10 protein-coding genes are annotated in these 24,792 nt (G+C 54.3%); 4 read left to right on the top strand and 6 right to left on the bottom strand.

Annotation, left to right across the window (positions count from 1 at the left end):
• Positions 1-48 precede the first annotated feature (48 nt).
• From HY774_26585 to HY774_26575, 3 genes are all read right to left on the bottom strand, one after another.
• A complete protein-coding gene (locus HY774_26585) occupies positions 49-405 on the bottom strand; it encodes a cupin domain-containing protein (GenBank protein MBI4752071.1) in 357 nt (118 codons plus the stop codon).
• Complete coding sequence (locus HY774_26580; protein ID MBI4752070.1) at positions 398-805, bottom strand: MGMT family protein; 408 nt, start codon at positions 803-805, stop codon at positions 398-400. Before HY774_26580 ends, HY774_26585 begins: the two co-directional genes overlap by 8 nt.
• 218 nt (positions 806-1,023) lie before the next feature.
• On the bottom strand, positions 1,024-2,358 hold the full coding sequence (locus HY774_26575) for a M20/M25/M40 family metallo-hydrolase (GenBank protein MBI4752069.1): 1,335 nt from the start codon (positions 2,356-2,358) through the stop codon (positions 1,024-1,026).
• 233 nt (positions 2,359-2,591) lie between these two features.
• Between HY774_26575 and HY774_26570 the strand changes: the two genes are divergently transcribed.
• Positions 2,592-2,822, top strand: coding sequence for a hypothetical protein (locus HY774_26570; protein MBI4752068.1), 231 nt, complete (start codon positions 2,592-2,594; stop codon positions 2,820-2,822).
• Positions 2,823-2,852: 30 nt separating this feature from the next.
• A complete protein-coding gene (locus HY774_26565; protein MBI4752067.1) occupies positions 2,853-4,481 on the top strand; it encodes a hypothetical protein in 1,629 nt (542 codons plus the stop codon).
• Between the two features lie 390 nt (positions 4,482-4,871).
• On the opposite strand, the gene HY774_26560 is transcribed toward HY774_26565, so the two are convergent.
• The 3 genes from HY774_26560 to HY774_26550 form a co-directional block, all read right to left on the bottom strand.
• Positions 4,872-10,544 carry a choice-of-anchor D domain-containing protein gene (locus tag HY774_26560; GenBank protein MBI4752066.1) on the bottom strand — a complete coding sequence of 1,891 codons (5,673 nt, stop codon included), beginning with the start codon at positions 10,542-10,544 and terminating at the stop codon, positions 4,872-4,874.
• A 694-nt stretch (positions 10,545-11,238) separates the two neighbouring features.
• A complete protein-coding gene (locus HY774_26555) occupies positions 11,239-12,696 on the bottom strand; it encodes a hypothetical protein (protein ID MBI4752065.1) in 1,458 nt (485 codons plus the stop codon).
• 634 nt (positions 12,697-13,330) lie between these two features.
• The gene (locus tag HY774_26550; GenBank protein MBI4752064.1) at positions 13,331-13,540 is read right to left on the bottom strand and encodes a 30S ribosomal protein S21; all 210 of its coding nucleotides are present in this window, start codon (positions 13,538-13,540) and stop codon (positions 13,331-13,333) included.
• Between the two features lie 817 nt (positions 13,541-14,357).
• Between HY774_26550 and HY774_26545 the strand changes: the two genes are divergently transcribed.
• Positions 14,358-21,527 (top strand): immunoglobulin domain-containing protein, encoded by a 7,170-nt coding sequence (locus HY774_26545; protein MBI4752063.1) that lies wholly within the window; start codon positions 14,358-14,360, stop codon positions 21,525-21,527.
• A 476-nt stretch (positions 21,528-22,003) separates the two neighbouring features.
• Positions 22,004-24,792: hypothetical protein (locus tag HY774_26540; GenBank protein MBI4752062.1), on the top strand; the 2,789-nt coding region annotated here is incomplete at its 3' end.

The following is a 24,792-nucleotide window of genomic DNA, read 5'->3' as shown; positions in this document are numbered from 1 at the left end:
CTTGCTCGACACTTCTGAATCTGTACCCAGCCCCAGGCCCTCAGCCCATCATTTGGTGTACTGCCCCGCTCCCAGAAAATGAAGCGAGACATACGGCTCATCACCGACCACCCAGCTATCGTGTGGCGTTGATGGAATATAGAAGAGTGTTCCGGGCGTTAACTGGTGAACTTCCCCGCCCTGCATCGCGGCGGTTGCCGTTCCAGACACAACCAGTCCAACGTGTTCGACATTGCAAAACGGAGTTCCCGCCAGCGGCGCAACATGTTCGGACCATTTCCAGCCAGGCTCATAGGTTGCCCGGCCAATGGTGATGCCGCCGATGGTCACGAGTTCAAACTTTCCTTTTTCAAACATCCGAACCTCATCCGGATGGTCAAATCGTTTGAGGACGACTTCAAGCATTGGGGGACTCGCTTTCTGATGCTGAGGGTTTGTCATCTGGAAACCATTGGTATTTTTGCAGGTCAAGTTTCCCAGAAGTATCAAATTCAACGCCTTCTGATTCGAGTAATTCCTGCTGCAGATTCGGGGCGCCAAGCAAAACCCGGCGCGTACTGATTGTTCCTTGAGCGTTGATGACGCGATGCCAGGGGATGCGCCGTTCGTCATACGGACAGGCTTTTAAAGCCCAGCCGACGCCAACGGCGGACAGGCGCTCGTCAATCAACCGCGAAATTTGCCCATACGTCATCACCCGCCCGGAAGGAATCTGCACCACCCAGCCATAGACCAGTTCAAACACACCATCACTCGCTTTTGACTGGTCAGATTCAGGTTGTGTTTTTTTGGAACGTGTTGTCATGGGGCGTCCAGGGGATGGTGAGGTAAAAACATAAGGACCAAAAGGACCCAAAAACAGGTGTGAAGGCAGTCTTTTGGTAAGCAACAGGCTAATATTTGGGTAAAATTTTGGTAATTCGCCTGGGTGGAGAGTGATTAGTGATTGGGTACTGGTTCTTCTTTGAAAGTATTGATTTCTAACCACTAACCACTAACCACTAACCACATTCTTCATTCAATTCATTTTCGCTCAAAGGAAAATGGTGTCGAACGTGTTCCCGTTTGTGGGTTGAGGACGGTAATCGTCACCACTTTTCCTTCAGGCAAAAGTGAAGTCAGGCGCGAATCTTTGGACTTGAGCTGCTTATAGGTTGCACTTCCCGCCGCGTCAGGCTGGGCCACTTTAATGCGTCCCAGAGGCTGGTCATCAATCTCGATCTGGGCATCGCGTTGAAAGTTCTCACCCTTGACGACCAGGGCGCTATTTTTGTAGGAAATCGTTGAAATGACAGGGATTAACATCCGTTCGTTGGCCATTTTGTACGCCCAGGCAGCGACCAGCTTCATGGATTCACCGGCCATGTCATTTGAAATATTGGCCGGGACATCCGACGACCGATGATAGGCCGGGTAAGCATCCCAGTCATTTTCAATCACCAGAAAGGCTGGCAGATCTTCATTCAAAAACGGCACATGGTCGCTCCCAAATGGTCGCAGCGATGTTTCAGTCCGAAGCCTGGTAAACTCCGCGGCCAAACTGGTTGGTAATGCCGCAATTGATTCAAATTTGGAACTGGTCTCAAACAAAATATCGAGGTCGGCATCTTTGGTGTAACCGATCATGTCCATAATCAACGCCGCCTGCATTCGTTTGTCACTGCCACTTGTCCGAAGCGAGTCAACATAGGCGGTGCTTCCAATCAGACCTTCTTCTTCACCGGCAAAAGCGACCAGAACCACCGTTGTCCGCGGTGGATGATCGTGAAAGAGCGTGGCCAGTTCCATCAAGGCCGCCGTACCGCTGGCATTATCTTCGGCCCCTGGCGCTGTCACGAGTGGGTCGGAATCCCGCGAAATCGAATCGTAATGCGCCCCAAACACCAGAAAGGCTCCTTTGGCCTCTTTGTCAGCCGTTCCAGGCAAGGTCGCAATCACATTGGATGCCCGACGCGGTCCAATCGGAAAAGGTTGGAGTTCAGTTTTAAAACCAAGACTCGAAAAGTGCTTCATCAGGTAGTTTGCCGCAGCATCGCACCCCGGAGATGTGCTATAACGGGACTTAAAGTCAGCCAATTCCTTGATATAGCCGACATACCGGTTGATATTCACTTCATTCACAAATGATGAAGTTGCTTCTGAAGTCACCACTCCTTTTTTGGGATTTTTCGGTTTGATCCCTGAAAGTGTTGGTTTTGAAATTTGTGGGAAAAAATCAATTAACGAAGTGGTCGAAGACGAAGCGGCCCCACCCCCAGCCTGACTGACTGGCTCCTGACTGAAAACTGATACCAGAACAACCCAACCGATCAATGCCAGACACACCACGACCAGCAAGGTATTTTTGCGATGAACCATAACCTTTGAAGTACTCCTGAAAGAAAAGCATTACGCGGGAATGACTTGCAGCATACCATATTGGGGAATGAGCGAAATAGCTCTTCAGAAAAAGGTTTAGAGTATCATCTTTAGACGAGAGGGTTTTATCGTTCGTCCCACCCGGCAAACCTCACGCCTGAAGGCGTTACTCTGAACGGAAATCTTTTTCTGAGAAGCTATATTTCGCTATTTCACTATTTCGCTAAAGGGCCATGAACCACTCACACCTCTCGGCAGAATGGATTTTTTTCGATATTGGCGGTACGTTGCTGGGAATTTACCGGCCACTGGCGAAGCTTGTTCAGGAATATCTGGGCCAGGCAGGCGACCAGATGCCGGTTGATCCGCTCTATCAAACAGTGCAAAAAACAGTGACATCCCTCCCAACCCGGCACCCAAGCTATACCCATTTGGAAGCCAATACTGACTACAAACTGGTATAAGCACCAGTCACCCAACACCAGTCACCCGACATGCCATCTCTGCCCGACCCTTCAAAATTATTACCCCTTCGGCAGCGGTTGCTTCCAGTCGGAAGTTCTCTTGAGCGCCGAACAATCACTCCTGAAAGTTGGGAACAGCTCCAGAAAGAGTTGCTGACACTGGGCGGCCCGCCTATTGATGAGTGGGAAACAGCCGCTCGTCTTGAATCACTTGGATATTCCGATGTTCTGATTCAGGAACACTTTGCGAGGGAATCTATCTTTGCGCTGGCACGAGACCTCTTTCCCAGCCTGATCTCGGGAGACAATCCGCCCCAGCCTTCAAGATTACCGCCGACCTGGTACAGTAGATTCAAAGCTGACGGGATCCGCTTTTCCCGGTCCCTGGCCTATGCACTGCCCTGGCTCTTATTGTTTTTCAGTGAACGAGGCGTTGGTTTGGAGCTTTCTCCCGAACGGAAACTGACGCCGGAGGCTGCCGCCGCTGTATCTATTTCGATTATGCTGAGCCTGATTGTGAATGGCGGGTTTTTACAAATCATGGCTCGCCGAGGGTTGTTTTATCAGGGCATGAAAGAACCAGCACTGGAACGAGTCTTTCTAGTGCGAGTCTTTCGTCTGGGACTTCTGGTTTCAGGAATTGTAGCCTGTGCCGGTTTATTAGGTGGGTTTTATTCAAACTGGCTGCCGGATCAGACACTGGTGCTCTGTGCAATAAGTTTTGGATTGCTCAGTGTTTTGTGGCTGAGTTGTGGAATTTTGACGGTCTGTACCCCAACACCTGCCATTGCCGGGGTATTTTCCATCTCCGTCGGGGTGTATTTGGGGCTTGTTCTTTTGACCACAGTACCAGTATTAACCGCGCAAACCGCTTCGATGGTTGTGGCTGGTCTCAGCACTGCCTGGATGGCACGCCGGGCATTACCAGCCCTGAATGTGCAAGAACCACTGGCAGCCTTTCCCGATCCAGTGGTCCTTGGGTACTTGCTGGTTCCGTATTTTTGGGTTGGGTGCGGGTATTTTGCCTTTTTGTTTACAGACCGCTGGCTTGCTGGAACCGTGGTGTCTTTTGGATTTGGAACTCCCTTTGTGGCCCACCCCGAATATCAACTTGGTATTGATCTGGCATTACTGCTTTTCTTTCTCCTGGTTGGATGGGTCGAGGTATGTGCCTTCCGATTTACTCAAGGAGTTTTTGACCAGGCAGGTCAGGTAGACCTTCTGCAAGGAAATTTTCATAAACAGGTTTACAACCAGTACTTACGGTTTTTATTTGGATTAGGGAGTCTGGTTGCCGTGATCCTCCTTTTGGTGTGGAGCCTCCCGGATTCAATCTGGGTGTTGCTCACGGCTTCCGCAGCTCAAGCCCCAATTGTGCGCGGCATTGCCTTGCTTGGAACATTTGGATATGGGTGTTTGGCGCTGGCTTTGTTTCAAGGCTTGATACTGTTTAGTTTTTCACAACCTTCAGCCGTGTTATGGCCTTTGAGCTGGGGATTCGCCATCAATCTCGTCATAAGCTATTTTCTTAGCAACTTGTTTGGCTTTGAATTTGCGGTGTGCGGGTTGGTTTGTGGTGCGGCCACCTGGTTGTGGCTTGGAGCAGGATCAGTTCGGCGATTGATCAACGAGCTTGAATATCACTATTTTGCCATGTGACCATGTGAGTTGATATCAGGGTTCGGGGTTCTTTCAAGGGATGAGGGATGAAGGATGAGGAATGGCTCTCAATCCTGCTTCTAAGGGACCCAGAAGAAAATAAAATCCCACTGAAATCGGGTTCAGGGTTCGGGGTTCAGGGTTTCGGCGATGAGTTGACTGATCCCACTCAAGATGAAGACTGGTTCGGCGATGAGTTGACTGATCCCACTCAAGATGAAGACTGGGGAACTGGCGGGTACCACTCAACGTGGAGTATCTGGCTCTGAACCCTGAACCCTGAACCCTGAACCCTGATGGTATGATATTTCCATCCGACTCCCTAAAAAAGAAACGGCTGGGATGAAGAATCTTCATCCCAGCCGGAAAGCTCACGGTGTTGCTGTTTTTTTACGGACGTGAAAACGCTACGGCTGGTCCAACCACTCCATTCGGGTTACGAATTGAAAGTTGAACTGTCGCGCCCCGTGGAATTTGTGAAGTCACCGGGCTGGAGGTGATAAACCGGTTCTTGCTGGACTTGAGAATCAGCAATTGTCCGGCATCAGCACCATTGATCAAGAGAACCGCACCGCTCAACGCGATGTTTGAGCCACCGCCTTCGATTCTCAGTTTGCCACTCACCTTGACCTTTGGACCAATCACAATTGGGGCTGGCCCAACGGTGAAGTTTCCAGTTTCAGCGCTGCCACTGTTACCGGCTGCGTCGCGAGCGGTCACCCGAACACGCGCATTGGTGGTATTGACTGACTGGCTAAAGCTCAGGTCAAAGGCAGTTGTTCCACCAGAGAGCCCGGCAGCGACCAGGCTGAAGGACCCACCGTCTGAGAAGAACACGTCAATGCCAGTGACACCGACATTGTCGTTGGCGGAGAACCGAACCGTTGTCCGCGTACCAGAAGCAAATGCCTGACCGGAACGTGGGTCGCTCACCGATACGGTTGGGCTGATGTTGTCACCACCTGAACCTGACAGGCTTGCCGTCACTGCAGTCGCGTTTCGGGCATTGCTGGTCACGGTCAGGGTTCCACTAAAGGCTCCAGTGGAAGTTGGTGTAAAGGCAATCTGGAAGGACTGTGAAGATCCGGGCTGTAACTGGAACGGTGTTCCTGGTACGCCCTGAGCCTGGAAGCCCTGTCCATTCACGATGATGCTGGTCACGTTCAACACCGCGTTTCCAGTGTTGGTGATTGACACCGCCTGGGTTGAGGTCTGATTGACGGCTATGCTACCAAACTGGATTTGGGTTGGGTTGAGCGAAATTGCGGGTGCAACGCCGCGGCCCGTCAGACTGGCAGTTACCGTTGGATTATTGTCCGCATTGGAAGCAATCACCAACGATCCAGTAAAGTCGCCAGTGGTTGGTGGTGTAAAGCAGATTTGGAAGGTACCGGAGGCACCACCTGGCACCTGCTGGTTACCCGTTCCACCGCTAAATCCATTGCCTTGAACCGTGGCATTAAAGACCAGGGTTGAGTTACCGGTGTTGGTAACGACCAACTGACGGCATGACTGATCACCGACGGCCACATTGCCGAAGTCAATCACGCTGCCAATCGGCACACCGTTAATCGTCACACTACCCAAAAGTGGTGCAGGTGGTGCAAGGCCAACGCCGACCAGATTAATCACAATTGGAGAAGCGGTATTTGGAGCATTATGCGCAATGCTCAAGGTCCCAGTTCGCTGGCCAGTTGTGGTTGGTCTAAAGCGCAATGGGATCGTGACCGCTCCATTCGGGTTAATCGCTCCGATGCTTGGGCTAAAGCCATTGTCATAGATGAAATCAATGCCTGCCAATGTCAGCGAAACCGTCAACGGCGCCGCGCCGGTGTTGGTTACGGTAACGGTTTGGACTCCGCTGGTTTCACCCACGGTAATGCTTCCAAAGTTGAGAGTGGCACCATTGCCTGGATTGGTCGAGATGGCCTGACCTGTTCCATTGACTCGCAACGGCAGGACAAAGTTTTGATTGAGGGTGGTGGTAATGGTGAGGGTGACTTCGCCGTTTTTGACACCAATGGTGGTCGGTGCCGCCGTGACTGCAAAGTCAACAAAGGAGCCTGGTGAACCCGTCAATTCCGTGGTTGGCGGCAAGGTCACCGGCAAGGAGGTGGTCAGAGGCTGCAAAATAAATTGCGCCGGACTGCCGCCTGGATTGGTTAAGGTAATGGCGCTGACGGTAATCGGGGCGCCCAACGTGCCTGTGCTCAACAAGCGAACCGTTGCCTGTTTGGTGGTATTGATCGGCACGTCACCAAAGTCCAGACCTGAAATTGGGGTCAAGGTCAGTGGTGGTCCAGCATTCACCAGATTCAGCGAGAAGGATGGTGTTCCCTGGGCTGGTCCTTGATCAACCAGTTTGGCAACTGAGATTTCCGAGGTTGCCCCACCTGGGCTGCGCAGGGTCGCGGTGATCACGTCACCGATCTGAGCGCCCGTGGTGGTCAATGACCAGGTTGATGGAGTCACGGTCGCGGCCACGGTGGTTGTACCAAGGAAGCGCTGCGTGATACCGGCTGAATTGTTGCCCGCACCTGGAACCGAGGTGGTGCTCGACGCATAGACTTCAACCGTGAACTGGTTTGCACCTGAAACATAGTTGCGACCCAATTCGCCGACAACCTGCAAGGAGTTACCGTTTAACAAGGCTGATTTCACCTTGATGGCGGCCCGTGGCTGGCTCACTGGAACCGCAGGTGGGCTCGCCGGAGCATCCGCCAGTTCTGAAGTTCCATCATCATCCGCCGTCACGGTGTATTTTTCGTGGGCAAATGAATTGGCGCCAGAAACACCGCGTGGACCTTCGCGCGGATTCCCGATCTGGTTGGTGACAATGCGGATGCCACGAATACCGTTGCCCACGATTGAGCATTCGGTAATGGTGTTGAGGTCGCAGTTGTCGCCGTCAATGTTGATGCCATCGCCACTTGGGACTGGGGCAATGCCATTGAAGAAAATCAGATTGCGCCGGAAGAGGTTCAATTGAACGTTACCGTCCTGACCACCTGGGCCAAGACCGAGGGCAATCCCGTGACGACCGTTGGAAAGCACCGCGCCAAGCGCCGTAGTGGTGGCTGAACTGTCAGTGCCAATCCGGTTATTGATAATCTGGTTTCCATCTGTCCCCTGATTTCCGGGGAATGGGTGGCCAGCCACAAAGTAGGTATCCACCACGGCCACACCGTCAATCAGGTTGTTGGAAACCGTGTTTCCGTCAAGTGTGTTCAATGAAGCCTGGTCAGAGACCACGATTCCGTTTTGCTGGTTGCCACGATTGTTGGTGGTTGGGTCACCACCGTTGGTCAATCGGCCAGTTGAATCCGTTCCAACCCGGTTATTGGTGACGGTGTTGCTGTTTGTTCCCAGATCCCGAATGAAAATCCCATGCACCACGTTGGCCGATACGGTGTTGTTGGTGATGGTGTTAAATGTCGAGGAGGTTTCAAACAAAATCCCTGATCCGGTGTTCCGGGCGGGGACCAGCGAGGTAAACAACGGCACGTTGATGCCGCTCGCTTGCAAACCAATCAAGTTGTTTTGAATGGTGTTGCGGCTTGGTCCAGCATTATTCCCCTGAGCCGTGTACAAAATACCGTTCACGGTGTCAGCGACAAATCCATTGTTTCCGTTCACACCGCTGCAGGAAATCGTGTTGCCTGAAATGGTGTTGCCGGTGGCATTGTTTCGCAACTCGATGCCGGCTGAACCAGAGCTTGGATTCGGTTCAAAACCGTTTCCAAATGGGGTGGCCCCATTGCGGAGAACCCCGATGAAGTTGTTGGTGATCTGGTTTGAGGCGCTGCCGCCTTCAACCAAAATCCCGTGATCGTGGTTTCCGGAAATAATCGTCCGGCCTGATTGGCCTGAGGCACTCACACTGGTGACGGTGGTATTCCCCGCCCCATTGATGCGTACCCCGCGTCGGTTCCCGAGTCGAAAGACGTCGGCATCATTCACTCCTGGAGTACCACCCGCTTGTGGCGTGTTGGTAAATGAACCATTTGAAATGGTCAAATCACCATCGGCATTCAGGAAGTTGGACGAGCCAAAAAGGTCGAGCGCACCGAGGTAGCAGTTTGAAATGGTGTTGCTTTGAGAGCCGACACCATTGAGTTCAATCGCTGAGGCGCCGACACCGCCCTGTGAGCCAAAGCGGTTAAAACCGGCAATAATCAGACTTTCAAACCGGCAGGTTGAAGCACCAACTTCAAACCCGGTGTTGAACAGATTGTCACCCACGATGCGGATGTCTGGGCCAACCTTATTGATATTGGCCACGGCGGTTTCAGTCGTGCTGCCCAAAACTCGTGGCAGACCGCCGTTTCCGCGGGTGGTTGTTCCAGCCAGGTTTTCACCACGAATCGTGGTGCCGTTTCCATTGGGGGCCGTCAGAGTGAGGCTGGTCAAGCCCGTCACGCCCACAGTGTTCACCAAATTGACGTTGTACAACCGTTCACCAGTGGTTCCAACGATGATCGTGTTGGGGAACACAATGCTCTGGTTGAGTACCGGAGGTTCGCGGAGATTGCTTCCGGCCAGTCCTGGAGGAATCCCCAGAGAAGTATCTTCACCCACCCGGAAGGCAATCACTTCCGGTCCTGGGTCGTTGTTGGCGGCAATCATGGCATCCAGGAACGTCACCGGGAGGTTGTTAGTCACCCGGCTCGAAATGTCGGCCATCGTGCCATTGACAGGGATATTCAAAAGACCACGCAGGTCAGTCACAAAAATCGTGTCGTTTTGGACCTGTTGTGGACCATAGGTAAACGAAACGGTCTGTGTATTCTGGCCGCGCCTGGCGACCACCATATCGCTGACCGCGTCAATGTCAAACCGTCCGATGGCGACATCAACTGGATTTGAATCCACTTTGTAGGTCGCTGTTTGGCCAAATGACCGGCCATTGCGGCTCAAGGAAACCGCAACCTGGCTGTTGGCACTATCAACCACGATAATGTCTGGATAGGCATCGGTGTCCATCCAGTCAATTTTCACGGTTGCCGCACTGCTGGCGGGCTTGAAGGTATAGGCGGTGCCAAACCCGGACCCTTTTTGATTGGTCCAGACATTGACCGTACCGTTGACAGTGGCCGCAACGATATCAGCGTGCACATCCAGGTTCAGATCACGCACGGCCAGGGCTGAAAGCGCTTCGCTCGAAGCCAGCGTGGTTTTGCGTGAAAAATTCCCGTCTCCATCGCCCACCCAGATTTCGACACCAGCTTTGGTGGCGACAACCAGATCAGTGTGTTGGTCAGCATTCAGATCGGCGGCTTCAATCGCCACCACTCCGGCGCCAGCCTTCAATACCTGAGCTTCAGTGGCTTCATAGGTAAAGGAGGTGTCTTTGCGGGCAATCACCCGAATTTCACCTGAGGCATCGCCAACCACAATCCCTGGCAGACCGCTATGATTGAGATCGGTCACGGCCAGAGCAGTTGACGCATTGCCAACCGAAAGGTCCGTCAATGCGCTGAAGTTCCCCTGGCCATCACCAGCCACCAGGGAGAGCTTGTTGGTCGTGGCATTCACCACCGCCAAATCAGCCAGCCCGTCAGCGTTAAAATCCCCAACCCGAAAAGCGATTGGGGTGTTGGATGACAGGGATGAAACTTTGGTTTCTGAAAATTGGCCCTGGCCATCCTGTGCCCGGAACGTCAGAAATCCCTGGCTGTCAGAGGCACCATAACTGGTCAAAATATCAGTGCTGCCATCACCATTGATGTCAGCCGTGATCATGGCCAGCGGTTGGGCTGAAGTGCTGTATGAAGCCCGGAACGCCTCGACTGAACTCCCCTCTGGCAAATCTCGGCCATCAAGTAAGTAAAAGTCGGGGCCTTTGGCGGTCTGGGCGCGAAATGTCACCGCTCCGGTTTCGGGAACGGGAAAAAACTCCAATGGAGCTACTTGCTGAACCATCGGAGCTGCTTCAGGCAGCGAACTCCGCGCTGCACTGTTGGCGGCTACGGGACGAAGGGTGGCAATAGCACCACCAGCGAGTAAAACACCGCAGGTCAGCCAACTAAAAGTGCTGAATAGTTTCCTTCCTGGTTTCAACATTCTGGTCCTCCTCTATAGGTTGGAACGCTCTGAATGCGTCACATCTCTTTCTCAGGCTTTGATTGTTTCGTCTTTAAGCTAAAAAACTTCAAAAAACTACAAAATGACAGGGTTCTTCAGACAAAAGAAGCTGAACGGGAGAGTTCATGACTCACTCATGATGTAAAGACTGTCTTTTTTTGGAAAAACTTCTGATTGGAAAGTAAAAGTGTGTAGTTTTTGGGTTGTTACTCTGGCGCAGACTTTCCTCTGCATTTAACGTGCCATAGTTTTCACTTCGCACCACGTCCCCTGCTTTTTTGATCTGGGCTTAGAAATGACTGCACTTATCAAACCAGAAGGTGATCAAAGCACAACAACGAAGTGGGTCAAATGGATAGCGTTCAGTAGGTAGTAACTATACGTGAACCGCTATCCACTATCTAGGAAACATCAGGCACCCGTATTAAATCATTTCCAACCGGTCAAACCAAAGAATCAGCGGGGTCAATATTTTGAACGTGGGGTGAAGTCCGCCACTTTACCCTAATTCTCGTGTTACGCAACCCCAAAAACAGGATTGGCGCAATCAAAGGGGGTACTGAAGGGCGAACCGATTGTCAGATGAAATCAAGTTTCCAAACCTGGAGCCCGCTGACCGAACTCTTTCAACCCATCTGAACCTGATGTCATTCCCATCCGGATCAGGAAAACTTCACTTCGGTTGATTGGTCAGCATCAGGTTCCCCTTTGCATCCCGTCCAACCCGCAGGGGTGCTGAACGCGGTGTGGCAGTCAATCCGCCGGTCTCAGCCAACCCATTGTAAATATTCCCGGCTACAATTGAGGCCAACGATCCCCGCTGTCGGGATCCGGTGGTAATGACTGAAATCACCAGGCTGGGATCAGCCGGGTTAATAAACGAAGTAAACAGACCCAGCTTGGTTCCCTGGGCACAATAACAATCACAACTTCCAGTTTTTCCAGCCACTGCCAGAGTGGCCGCATTTGATCGGCGTGCTGTGCCATGGTCAACCGCAGCCAGCATCCCTTCGATCAGCTTTGCCCGGACAGGCTCCGGAATCGAGATGGTGCTGGCCACTTCGGGTTTAAAATTCTTGAGGTCGTCCTGGGTGCGCAGAATCTGTGGTTTATAGACGGTCCCCCCATTGGCAATCGCCGCTGTAAACGCAGCCAACTGAACGGCGGTGATCCCAAAACCATCCCCATGGCTGAAAACTCGTCGCAGATTGTTGGCCGAGGTTGGCAGGTACCCGTTGCTCTCACCGGGGACATTGACCTCGGTCGGTTGGCCAAAGCCAGCTTCGCGGGCATAGGCCAACATCCGCTCTAATCCAATTTGCTCCCCAAGATCCTGAAAGTATTCATTATTCGAGCGTGCCAGGGCTTGAGTCATGGTGAACTGGGTTCGCCCAAAGGCCAGCGGGGTGTCAGGGTCGGCAATCCCCTCTCTCAACGCTGCCAATGAAGTCAGCAACTTAATTGTGGAACAGGGTTTAAAGGGCCGACTGACCGCCCAGGCTTGATTGACCATGCTTAAAACCCGGCCTGAGTTGGCATCCATGACCACCACGGTTCCGGGGTTGTCCCCCAATGCCTCAAGGGCCAGTTGCCGAATATGCAGGTTTTCCCCGGTCAAATCGTCAGATTCAATTTGATTTTGGGTACTGGCCAGCAAGCCATTGTCTACCGCTCGGATCCGCGCCAGGCGGGCGGCGGCGGCCCGGCGCTCGGCTTCACGGCGGGCCGCAATCCGGGCCGCCCGGCTGTTTTTTCGACTTACGGTTGATTTGGAGGCAACTGCTTTTTTTCCAGCGCGGGAGGACGTGGGACGTGTTTTTGACTTCGAAGCGCGATTTGAACTGGCGCTTGCGGGTTTGCTTTTTGACGGAGCTGTTTTCGAAGCGGCTTTTGACGACCGGCCAGCCGGCTTTGCGGGCGACTTCTTGGCACGGGCTCCAGCTTTGGTTGAAGTCGAGGGTTTCGAGGCGGAACTTTTCTTGGATGGTGTCGAGGCTTTGGCCTTTGACCCTTTGGACTTTGTCCCGCCAGTGCTTGTCGCCAGCGTGATCGGCTGGAAACCAAATACCAGTCCCAGGAGCATCAACCAGCTAAATGCCACCTGACTGAAGGTGTGATTGGTCTGTTTCATAGTAACCTCGTCCTCGAACGCACATGATGAATTTATAAGTCGGACCTGGGTTTGAGGGCTATAAGCGCCAGGATAAGGGAACCTTGTCCGATCTGGACAAGGGAACAGGGAACAGGGGCATAAGTGCCAGGATAAGAAACCTTGTGTTCTTTCCGTTGGTATTGAATGACGCTCTGGTCGGGCTTGGGTCTCGTCCTGGCCGTGACCGTGGGCTTCGCACCACGGCTATTACACGACGACCCTGCGGGCCTGGAATCCTTATGGCGCTATGGTCGCCTTCCCCCGCTCTCAATCGGAGTTTATTCAAACTTACAAACCTTGTGAATTGTCTCCGTGTCCCCTTGTCTCCCCAGCTCCTTGTCTCCAAACAGGCTCACATTTCTTTGATCCTGGCACTTATGGGGCTCAGGACTGAGGACATCGGTCAGAAAGGAGTGATTCTTGAGCCGACGGCCCGAAATTCTTCAATCCCAGGCGCCGAAGCCCGATGCCCTGGTTTCTGGCAAAGACTTGATTTCAAAGGATCAAGCACCAGCAACCAGCCCCTGAAAGCAGAAACGGCGGTCAAGAGTTGCCCCCGTGAGGTTGTTCCCCTTGACCGCCGCACCTGTGTAATTGTACCGCTATGGGTGTTTTAGCGTCCGCTATCAACCCGGCGCTTGCGCATACTGGATCGCTGCCGTTTCCGGGCCAATTCGGATTTCAATCGCTTTCGCTCACCAGGTTTGACAAAAAACCGATGTTTCTTCACGTCGGCAATAATGCCTTCGCGTTGGACCAATCGTTTAAACCGGCGAAGCGCGCTCTCGATTGACTCACCTGGGTACAGTTCGACCTGAGCCACGTTGTATCACCACCTTACTGTGATTGAAATGAATACAGGCTGCCTCTCTTTTCGGAAATACATGAAAACAGAAGCGAGAATCGCAAAGTACAAGGGAAAAGAAGACTCTGTCAAGTTGTTTCACGCGCTGTGATGGGCAAACGTGGTATGGGGTTTGCTAAACAAAACATGCTCCATTCGCATTTTTCAATTCCTGAAACAGTTACTTTGTGGTTTTTACTGGCTGAGGCTGGAAAAACGCCCCAGTTCCTGACTTTTCGGACTGCTTGACAAGCAATTTGCGAGTGTGAGAAGGTTGCGCTAGGTAGTCACCTCAGCCTTTTAACAATAACCATCTCATTCAAAACACACTTTTTGGTCTTGCATCCCGCACAGCTTCCATCTGTGCCCCTTCTCTTCAATTCGTCAGGGAAAGATCAAACCCTTTCCCGAAGTGATAGACCGATTCAGCACCACCCCCGGGAAACGCTCCAGGCTGAAAAAAACCTGCCAAAGGGCATGTACTATTTCTAAACGGTCCTGGACAAGCCTCCTTGAGGCGAAGGTTGAACCCGGTATCTATCACAAGTGTTCTACCCAAAAACCCCGCATCCTACGGCCCAGCTCAATCAAGAGTGAGCCTTTAATAAGATACTCTTTTTGTGATGCTTGGATGGTATCTTCAATTGAAATGCGACAAGGGGAAAATCTACCACAGTTCAACTCCGATCAGTCCGACCTGCTCGGCTTTCAGGTAAAGTCCGCGGGATGACTGCCTGGCAGTTGAATCCTGCTTTCTTGGGAGTTAGGTCGCAGAAACAACAGAGGAGAAACGTCAATGTACACACGTATCGTGAAGAAACAAGGTTTTGCGGCAATAGGGGTCTTCCTGGTGATGTCCCTATTGTTGGTTAGCAGCAGCCTCTGGCCCTCCGCTGCTAACCCGACCTTGACCGCCTCTTCCCCACGGACGATCACCCCGCTTTTGCGTGGTGCCACTCCACAAGGACCTGCGGTTATAGGTCAAAGTGATCTACAGGGAACCTCAATCAGCTATCACAATGCTGGTGGGCTTGCCTTAGATTCAAGCGTCCAGCCCAGCCGATTTTATGTGGCTGATACCTCGAATAATCGGGTACTTGGTTGGGCAAGTGTGAAAGATTTCCAGGCCGGTGCGGCTCCAGGCATCGTGCTGGGACAGCCTGATTTTGGAACACTTGCCGCCAACAGCCGTGGCATCAGTTCTGAAAGCCTCTCTCATCCAGTCGGAGTCGCGGTTGATAAAGCTGGGAACCTGTTTGTGGCCGATGCCGGAAACAATCGGGTTCTGCGCTTTGATTCGCCGTTTACGACCGATACTGCGGCAGACCTCGTCTGGGGACAGGAAAGTTTTACTGACAACCAGCCGCGGAGCAAGCGGGCCGGACTTGACTATCCGACCGGCGTTGCCGTTGGCACCACCTCGGCAAACGGTGACTTCCTCTATGTCACCGATCAAGGCAACAAACGGGTCGTTGTGTATCACACCACCGATGCCGCTCCCGTCAATGTGCTTGAAAATGAAGCCTTTAAGTCTCCATCTGGTATTGCAGTCACCCACTTTTTCGAAGAATTGTTTGTCACCGACTCCGGGACCAATCAAGTGTTCGTCTATACCGAAGCGTCCACCACCCCAACCCTGGCGCGTGTGATTGACAAGGTGGGCAAGAAAGTCAGCAAGGATGCTTCCAAGCTTCCATTGAAAGGAATCGGCTCTATCGCGGTGTCGCCAACCGGCGGCTTCTATCTGGCTGATTCAATGAATGGACGGGTGATCGAATTCACCACCCCAACGAATGAGGAAGATTTTGATGCGGATCGCATCTTTGGCGGCAGTGACGTGGACCTCTACAGCCCCTTCGCCAAAAACTTCCGAGGAACGCCACTAGCCGTGGCGATTGACCGGGATGGCTCAATTTATGTAAGCGATGCCAATACCGGATCCATCCAGGTCCTTCCTTCCCCGAACGCTCCGGCCAGCGCCTCGTTGCCGACGGATTCGTCAAAGGGCGGATTGGATGTAGTGCCGAATGCGTTCCCAGGAACGGATACCTTCAATCCGGCTGGGAGCTATGTCCGTGTGCCAACCGGAATCAACAATCTGTGGCAGATCACTATTTCATCTGCCGCGCCGGCCTGTACGCCAGGTACTGGCGGCGACCCAATCAATAATGCGGGTCACTCGGCGCCAAATTGCGCTGGCTTCCGCAACAACGCAAGCTGCTCAATCGCCAGCCCGAATGTCTCGATTTCGGCGGGCGAACTCCGATCCGGAACAGGCGCGAACGTGTGCGCTGACTATAACCTGACCGGTATTTGCGGCGGTGCGACGTTGAACCTCAACTACTTCCTGCGCACGGCGCCGGCTGCCGTCGGTACCCGGCAGGCATTTATTGAAATGCGAACCAGCGCCACCTCGTCGTTCGCAGGCGGGTTCACGGTGATCGCCTCCAACCAGGGCACCGGTGTGCCACTGGTCGAAGCCGCCACCAACACTGATCCATTTACCGCCATCTCGATCCCATTGACTGGCGCGGCAGGCCGGTTCCTGCAGTTCCGCTGGCGCTTTAGCGCGGTGAACAACAGCGGCATCAACGCCAACAGCCGTGGGTTCTTTGTGGACGATATTCAGGTGGCGGCCAACAACAACCCACCAACCGTCAACATCACGGTTGACAATGCCACCCCGTGCCAGGGCGATACGGTGACCTTCACCGCCAACGCCACAAGCGCCAATACCTTCCAGTGGCGCAAAGACGGGATTGATATCCCAGGTGCCACCAGCAATACGCTGGTTCTCGCGGGTGTTCAAGGGTCGGATTCAGGGAACTACACCTGCTTTGTGACCAACAACTGCGGATCAACCCTGAGCAACGCTATTGCCTTGGGTGTAACGATTCAACCACAACACCTCAACATCAACGCCACGCCAAATCCATATTGCGCCGTGGGTGACATTGTCACGATCACGGGTGTGATTTCCGGTGCTGATGAATACCGCCTGCAACGCAGTATTGACGGCGGGGTGACCTGGACGAATATCGGCGGCATCGTTGCCTCGCCGGTCTTCAACCGAACCACGGTGGCGGCGGACAATGGCGCCTTCTTCCGCGTCCTTGGTCGCAACACACCATGCTTTGACTTCCCACCTGACATTGACCCAGGTGATGGCGACCCGGCAGCCTCGCCGACCGACGCCATTGTGGGAATGCCGACCATTCAGTTGACACTAACGGCAGCCATTACAGCGGTCAATATTGTGGCCAGTCCAGGCACAACGATTTGTGAAGGCAGCACACTGCAGATCTTCTCAACTCCAATTGGTGGAACACCAAGCACGTTCCAGTGGCAACTCAACGGCGGACCACTTACTGACGGCTTTACGCCTGGTTTCGGAACGATTTCGGGCGCCAACACGGGAACGCTGACGATCAGCGGGATTGTGGCCGGAATGGGTGATTTTACCCTGTTAGCCGACAATAACTGTACTGTTGATCCAGGCGTGACGAGCAACATTGTGACGGTCACGGTTGATCCAGCCGCCGTGGCTGATCAAACCTGCTTCGATGCGGATTGCGACGGCGCGGTCACGCTCTGCGAAGGTGATTCTGGAACCTTTGACGATCTGGGTATTACAGCCCCAGGACCAGGCATTACCTACTTCCTGCTGCGAAGCCCAGACGGAATTGCCCCATTTGTGCCGGTTGCCGGTCCACAAGCGACCTCAGCCTTCCTGTACTCGGCAGTTTTGGCCGATAACGGGGCTCAATATCGGGTGCGTGTGGTGACATCGTGTGGAAACGCCGATGCCGACCCGGTCGCCCTGACGGTCAATCCGGCTTCACCGGGAACCGCAGACACCACCGTAAGCGTGGATGGCGGCGCCCCACAAACCAGCCCACCACCGGTGCAAGCCTGCTCAGGCGCGACACTGGTCTTCACGATTCCAACCATTCCAGGTGCCACCTCCTATCAATGGCGTCAGGCTGGCGTTGATCTGATCAATGGCCCATCTGGCCTCATCACGATTTCAGGTGCCCAAACAACCACCCTGACGATCACCAACGTCCAGGATCCAACCTCGGATGGTGTGTATCGCTGCTTTGTCATGCACCCCTGCGGCAACTTCCAGAGCACGGGCGTCAACGTCAATGTCATTCCTGGCCCAGTCGCCACCCAGACCTGTGCGGGTCCTGGTCCAACCGAATGCGACGGCGCGGTGACCCTCTGCCCAGGCAACTATATCTTTGATATGACGGGTGGATTTACCCCTCCGGGTGCTGGCGTGACCTACACGCTGCAACGCAGCCCGGATGGTGTAGCCCCATTCGTTGACCTGGCTGGCCCATCGGCTTCGCCAACCTTCCTCAACATTCCAGTGGCCTTCCCGGCTGACAACGGTGCCCGGTATCGCATTCGCGTGACCACCGGCACCTGCAGCAGTGCGGATGCCCTGCCATTGACCCTGACGGTCACCCCACCAATCCCGGCCACGCTCAATACGACTGTGGAAATCAACAACGGCGGCCAGACCCCAGGTCCAGCTAATGCCTGCGAAACCGACACCGTGGTCTTCCGAGTCCCGGATGTGCCAGGTGCCACGGGTTTTGTCTGGCGGCAAAACGGCGTGCCGTTTGCCACCGACAACGGCACCTTGGGAACGGGCGGCTTTACCGGCGCCTTTACCCAGACGTTGACCCTGCTCAACATTGACACGATGGCGGCTGGGGACTATGACGTTCAGGTCATGCATCCTTGTGCCCCAGGTGGAATGTTCTTTAGCGCTCCGCCAATTACCTTGACGGTAACCCCGGATCTGGATGGTGCGATTGCCATGGTGGCAACTTCACCAACCTGCGAAGGTTCAACAGTGATCTTCAGTCTGGATCCAGCCACCACGCTCAATGCGACGAACTTCCAGTGGCAGTACAGCCTGCTTGAAGTTGGTCCATACTCAAACATCATCGGTGCGGTTGCCTCGACCTACACCATCAGCCCGACAGATCAGGCCGACACGGGCTTCTATCGCTGTGTGGTGTCCAATGCCTGCTCACTGGGCGCGACCAGCACCGCTGTGGCACTGGTGGTGAATGCAACCTTGCCGCCAACCATCACCACGGTGGTGACGCCAGTGGTCACCAGCATTTGCGAAGGCCAAAGCGCCACGTTCTCGGTGCCAACCTTTGCCGGTGCGGCCTACCAGTGGCGGTTAAATGGTGTGCCATTCCCAACCAACGACGGCACGATGGGTGCTGGAAGCTGGGCGGGTGCACTCACCAACACGCTCTTGATCAGCAATGTTGACGGTTCGTTTGACGCTGGCGACCCGCTTGAAGGCTACGACTGCGTGGTGACAGCCGCTCCTGGCTGCGTCCCACCAACCGTTACCAGCAGCCTGGCGCCATTGCGCGTCAATGAACTCGTCGTGGCTCCAATCGCGACCATGGCCATTCCGGATCCGCCGGATGTGTGCTCTGCCGCGCCAAACAACGATGTCACGTTGACCGTGCCAACCTTTATCGGTGCCACCTATCAGTGGTATCGCGGGTTGAACCCGGTGGTCGACGGCGGCAACATTGCTGGTGCGACAACTGAAGTCCTCACCATTACCGACATTGTGCCCGGTCAACAGGGTGCCTATCGCTGCTTGATCACCCCAGGTGGTGGTGGAGCCTGCGGCCCAGGCATCTTCAGTCAGACCCAAACGGTCACAATTAGCGATCCATTGCCGACCCCAATCACAGCGAGCTTTGTGGTTGACGGTCTGCCAACTCCAGACAATCCAGAACTTGTGTGCGAAGGTGCGAATGTCAACATCGTCACGACCCCAGCCCTTGCTCCAGCTCCAGGATTGACGTTTGAATGGTTCTTCAACGGTGTTTCACTGGTTGCCACGCCGGTGGCCAATGTCACGGGTGCCGACACGGCAACCTTGACCATTACTGGTGCACTGGATCCAGAAAACACTGGTGATTACCAATTAACCGTGACCAACCCATGCGGACCGGTCATGAGCACGATTGCTTCCCTCGTTGTCGTTCCAGACACACCAGTTCTGACCACCGTGATTGATGAAGACAGCGGTGTTTCGGATGATGGTATCGTCTGTGCGGCACCAGGCGTAGTGGTCAATTTTGTCTGCACCGGCGGCCCAGCCCCAGGTCCAGGCGTGACCTATGAATGGGTCTTTAATGGCGGCCCGGCGGCTCTGGCCAACGGTGCCAGCCCAATCGGTACCATTTCGGGAGCGGATACGCCAACCTTGACGATCACCGACCCGACCTTTATTGCAGCCGGCACCTACTTCTGCCGATTGACCACCGTGTGCGGTCTCATCGCCAGCAACATCGTGACGCTGCAAACCAACCAGACCTTATTGCCAGGATTTGACATTGTTGCCGATCCGAGCGAAAGCGTGTGCGTTGGTCAGGATCTGACGCTGACAGCTCCAGTGCCGGTCGGTGGCTTCGGCCCAGGAACGACACTGCAGTGGACTGGCCCAGGTGGGGCGTTAGTTGATGGCCCGGTGGTGGGCGGTGGCAGCGTTGCAGGCTCAACGACACCTGTCTTGACCTTGAGCGATGTGACGGTTGATTTTGCCGGCGATTACTCGCTGACGATTATGAATGCCTGCGGTGCGGTGACAAGCGAAATCGTTCCAGTACTCGTGAATGCGGCTGTAACGGTGGTGGCGGATCCTCCGGCCCAGAACATTCCAACCGGCAACGATGCGGTCTTCTCAGCCACCATCAGCGATCCAACGGCCACAACCCAGTGGTTCTTTGATGCTGATTGCGGCGGAGTTGGCGCAGCCGTGGCGATCACCAATGATGGTGTCAACTACTCCATCATTGATGCTCCAGGCACCTCAACCCTGACCATTTTGGCGGCAACCGCCGCTGATGCTGGATGCTACTTCCTGCGCGCGACAAGTGCTCAGTGCGGTATTGCCGACAGCAACCTGGTGCAGTTGATTATCAACGGCGCCGAATTCCCGGTGGTCTATGTGGCTGACACAGCCAATAACCGCATCCAGCGCACAACCAACGGTGGCGTGAACTGGACGGTACTGGGCACGGGCAAACTCCTGGGTGGTTCAGCTCAGGGCGACTTCCGCGCTCCCGAAGCCGTCGCAGTGGATCCAGGCGACAACCCGCTTGATCCAGCCGACGACATCGTCTATGTGGCTGACACCCAAAACAACCGTATCCAGGTTGGTATCAATGGTGGTCTTCTCCCGGCAGACTGGTCAACGTTGGCGATCAACGGTACGACCATTGAGCGGGTGAAGGCACCGTTTGGCATCACGGTGGATATCGAAGGCAACGTCTATGTGTCAGACACCAACAACTTCCGCGTCATTCGCTACCTCGGTGGTGTGAACGCTGCCGCAACCAACCAGATCCTGGCAACAGGCGGAACGGGTGCGGGTCAGGTGAGCATTCCACACGGTCTGGCAATTGACTTTGAATTTAACCTTTACGTTGCCGATCAGGGCAGCAACAGCCGTGTGCTCAAGATCGTCAATGCCAACACCGTGGCGGTAACCAATACCGGTCTGCCGGTGGCGACTTCTGGAACGGGAGCAGCCAACGTCAAGAATCCACAAGGTGTGGCGTGCGACAGCGCGGGCAACCTGTTTATCGCTGATACCGGCAACAACCGCGTGAAATTGCATCCAGCTCCAGTCAATACTCCGGCTGGCGCGGGTGTCATTCTCACCAACGGCAATGGCACGGCTCTCGGCCAAAGCCGCGCTCCAGAAGGTGTCACCCTGGCTCAGTTCACTGATCCAACCACACCAGTTGGATTGCGGGACGCGGTGTCCATCATTATCTGCGACACGCTCAACAACCGTGTTGAAGGTAAACTCAATCCATACACGCCAGCTCCAGCCGCAAACTGGGTGCTGCTGGGTGGACAGGGAACCGTGGCGGGTCAGTTCAAGTCACCGAGCAAGTGCCGGTAGTTCCAACATTGAAGGGAGAAGGCATCAACCAACCTCCTCCCTTCTCTTCGCTCAAAAGGCCGAAGGTTCTATGTGAACCTTCGGCCTTTTGCTTTTTCAGCCCCAAACTGATCCGAATGAGATCAACCATCATCGAAAAAGCCTGTCAAGCTACTTAACAATCACACACATCCTTGACAATGACCTGGAACCCGTTCAAGTCAAAGGTTTTAATTCTAAATAATCATCAACCTGCCCTTTCATGCTGCATACTAGCTACACACAAGTCACTCTATGAGATGAAGTGGCCAGGGCTCACCAACCCCAAAAGTACCAACCTAACTCTTTTCATATCAGCTACTTAAAAAAGCAATTTAAAATCGAACGATACTTTACACAATGGCACGCTAATTGCATATAGGAGCACACCTACATCATTTTCATCAATCACCGCAAACGTACATAAGAAATTCAATCAGCCAAGCTGAGGTTAAGATATGAGCAAACTGTTTCGCCTTTTGTTGTGTGTTCTTCTCGTCGCCGGAATGGGTGGCCTGTGGCTGCGTCAGGGCAGCGCGTCCACGTCACTGACGACCGACAAACAAGCCGCCGGCTTGGAAATCCCAACCACGGAAGCCATGGACCTCTGGCAGGACGTTGATGTCGCAACCTTGCGCGCCGTCCAGCAGCAGGAAGTCAACTGGATCAATCCGCTGGAATATCGGTCAGTCGCCCTAAACGAGCTGTCACTTGCTGGAATTTTGAATCAGGCGCCGATGGAATTCAGTGCTGAATCCATGAGCAGCCGGGTCGTGATGACCTTCCCAATGCCGGATGGCACCAATCAGCGGTTTGCCATTGTTGAGTCCCCAATTATGGGGCCGGAACTGGCCGCCGAATGGTCACACATCAAAACCTATGCCGGACAAGGCATTGATGATCCAACGGCAACCATCCGCTTTGATGTGTCCCCAGTTGGTCTGCGTGGAATGATCTTGTCCGCCGAAGACACCGTGTATATTGATCCGGCCAAGCGTGGCGGAACAAACCTCTACATGACCTATTCCAAGAGCAAGTATGTTCGGGAAGATAAAGCGTTTGATTGTGAAATGACGTCACCTGAACTGGGCGATCTGGATCAGCATGACCACAAATTTAGTGTGACTCCAAATACGCTGCCGACTGAAAACCCAATTCGTCTGCGCACCTATCGGCTGGTGGTGTGCGGCAACGCCGAGTACGGGAATGCGGCTGGTGGCGGAGTACTCGCCAATGCTCAGGCAGCCGTGGTGACCACGGTCAACCGTGTATCAGGTCTCTATGAACGAGATATGGCCGTACGCCTGAGCCTGGTCAAATCCTATGTGTTTGTCGGAAGCACCACTGCCGATCCATTTACCAACAGTGCCAATACCAGTGCCACAACTGCGTGGAGTGAAAATACCACCTACATCAACAACAACTGGGGCGCGGCCAATTACGATGCCGGCCACTTCTTCTCAACTGGTGCTGGTGGTGCTGGAGATATCGGCCAAGTGTGCGTCGCCGGACGGAAAGCCAACGGCGCAACCGGTCAATCAGCCCCAACGGGCGATGGATATGACATTGACTACGTCGCCCACGAACTGGGCCACCAGTTTGGCGGACGCCACACCTTTAACTCAGGCGGCACCAATGGATGCAACGCCGGAGCACGTGATACCACCGGCCCACTGCCAAATGCGATTGAACCCGGCAGCGGCAGCACGGTGATGGCCTATGCCAGCATTTGCGGCAGCCAGGATTTGCAGTTGATTGGACAGGGCGAAGGCGCCAACGGACAGGTGATTGCCGGCGCGAGCGACGATTACTTCCACTCAACCAGCGTTGAACGCATCATCAACAACGTCACCAGCGGCACCAGCACCTGCGGTGCGCAAACAGTAACCACCAACAACCGGCCAACGGTTGATGCCGGGTTGAACTACACGATTCCCGTCAACACCCCATTCACATTGACCGCCGCCAGTGCCAGCGATCCAGATGGTGATGCGCTGACCTACTGCTGGGAACAAATGGACCAGGGCTCAGCGATTACCTCAGGCAGCCTGCCGAACCCGGACCTGGGCAACAACGCGATTTTCCGCTCCTGGCAGCCAAGCACCAGCTCATCACGAATTTTCCCAGAGCGGTCAGTGATCCTCAATGATTCAACCAAAGAATCCCGTCCAGGCCGCCATGCCAAATCACTGAAAGGTGAAAAGCTGCCGACCACGTCCCGCACCATGAACTTCCGCTGCACGGTTCGCGATAATCGTGCTGGTGGCGGTGGCGTGAGCTGGGATGCAATGACCGTGACCACCACGACTGGTGCTGGACCATTTGCGGTTTCAGCTCCCAACACCAACGTTTCCTGGGCCAATAACACCAGCCAGACCGTTACCTGGAGCGTGGCCAACACCAGTGCCTCACCGGTTTCCTGCGCCAATGTGAAGATTTCGCTTTCAACCGATGGCGGCGTGACCTTCCCAACCGTACTGCTTGCCACCACCCCCAATGACGGCACACAGGCTGTCACGATCCCATCTGGTATCACCTCAACCACGGCCCGGATCAAAGTTGAAGCCGTCGGAAACATTTTCTTCGATATTTCCAATACCAACTTCACCATCACTGCCGGATCAAGCTGCACCTTCTCAGTCTCCCCAACCACGGTTTCAGCGACTGCCGCTGGCGGCGCCAGCAGCGTGAGTGTTACCGCCGGAACGGGCTGTGCCTGGACCGCGACCAGCAACGCAAGCTGGATCACGACTTCGGCTTCAGGAAGCGGCAACGGAACGGCGTCATTCACCGTCGCGGCCAACAGCACCACCTCCACCCGAACTGGCACCCTGACCGTCGCTGGCCAGACCGTAACGGTTAATCAGGCCGCCGGAACATCAACCTGCACCTACACAGTCTCCCCAACCACAGTTTCAGCGACTGCCGCTGGCGGCGCGAGCAGTGTGAGCGTCACCGCCGGAACGGGATGTGCCTGGACCGCAACCAGCAATGCAAGCTGGATCACGACTTCAGCTTCAGGAAGCGGCAATGGCACGGCGTCTTTCACCGTCGCCGCCAACAGCGGTACGACCTCACGCACCGGAACACTCACCGTCGCCGGCCAAACCGTGACCGTGACCCAGGCTGGAAACACCGGTTCACAAACCGTGACGGGCAGCAACACGAGCGCGATTGCGATTCCTGACAACAACACGACCGGCGTTACCCGCGTGATCAACATTGCCACCGCACTGACGATCCAAAG

This window comes from Acidobacteriota bacterium (assembly GCA_016208495.1).
Taxonomy (GTDB): Bacteria; Acidobacteriota; Blastocatellia; order Chloracidobacteriales; family Chloracidobacteriaceae; genus JACQXX01.
Note: the sequence above shows the minus strand (reverse complement) of the source record. Positions and strands in the feature narration are given on the sequence as shown.

Bases quoted from the DNA above. Each gene is read 5' to 3' on its own strand.
- HY774_26585 (MBI4752071.1), bottom strand. From the start codon at position 405: ATGCTTGAAGTCGTCCTCAAACGATTTGACCATCCGGATGAGGTTCGG.
- HY774_26580 (MBI4752070.1), bottom strand. From the start codon at position 805: ATGACAACACGTTCCAAAAAAACACAACCTGAATCTGACCAGTCAAAA.
- HY774_26575 (MBI4752069.1), bottom strand. From the start codon at position 2,358: ATGGTTCATCGCAAAAATACCTTGCTGGTCGTGGTGTGTCTGGCATTG.
- HY774_26570 (MBI4752068.1), top strand. From the start codon at position 2,592: ATGAACCACTCACACCTCTCGGCAGAATGGATTTTTTTCGATATTGGC.
- HY774_26565 (MBI4752067.1), top strand. From the start codon at position 2,853: ATGCCATCTCTGCCCGACCCTTCAAAATTATTACCCCTTCGGCAGCGG.
- HY774_26560 (MBI4752066.1), bottom strand. From the start codon at position 10,544: ATGTTGAAACCAGGAAGGAAACTATTCAGCACTTTTAGTTGGCTGACC.
- HY774_26555 (MBI4752065.1), bottom strand. From the start codon at position 12,696: ATGAAACAGACCAATCACACCTTCAGTCAGGTGGCATTTAGCTGGTTG.
- HY774_26545 (MBI4752063.1), top strand. From the start codon at position 14,358: ATGTACACACGTATCGTGAAGAAACAAGGTTTTGCGGCAATAGGGGTC.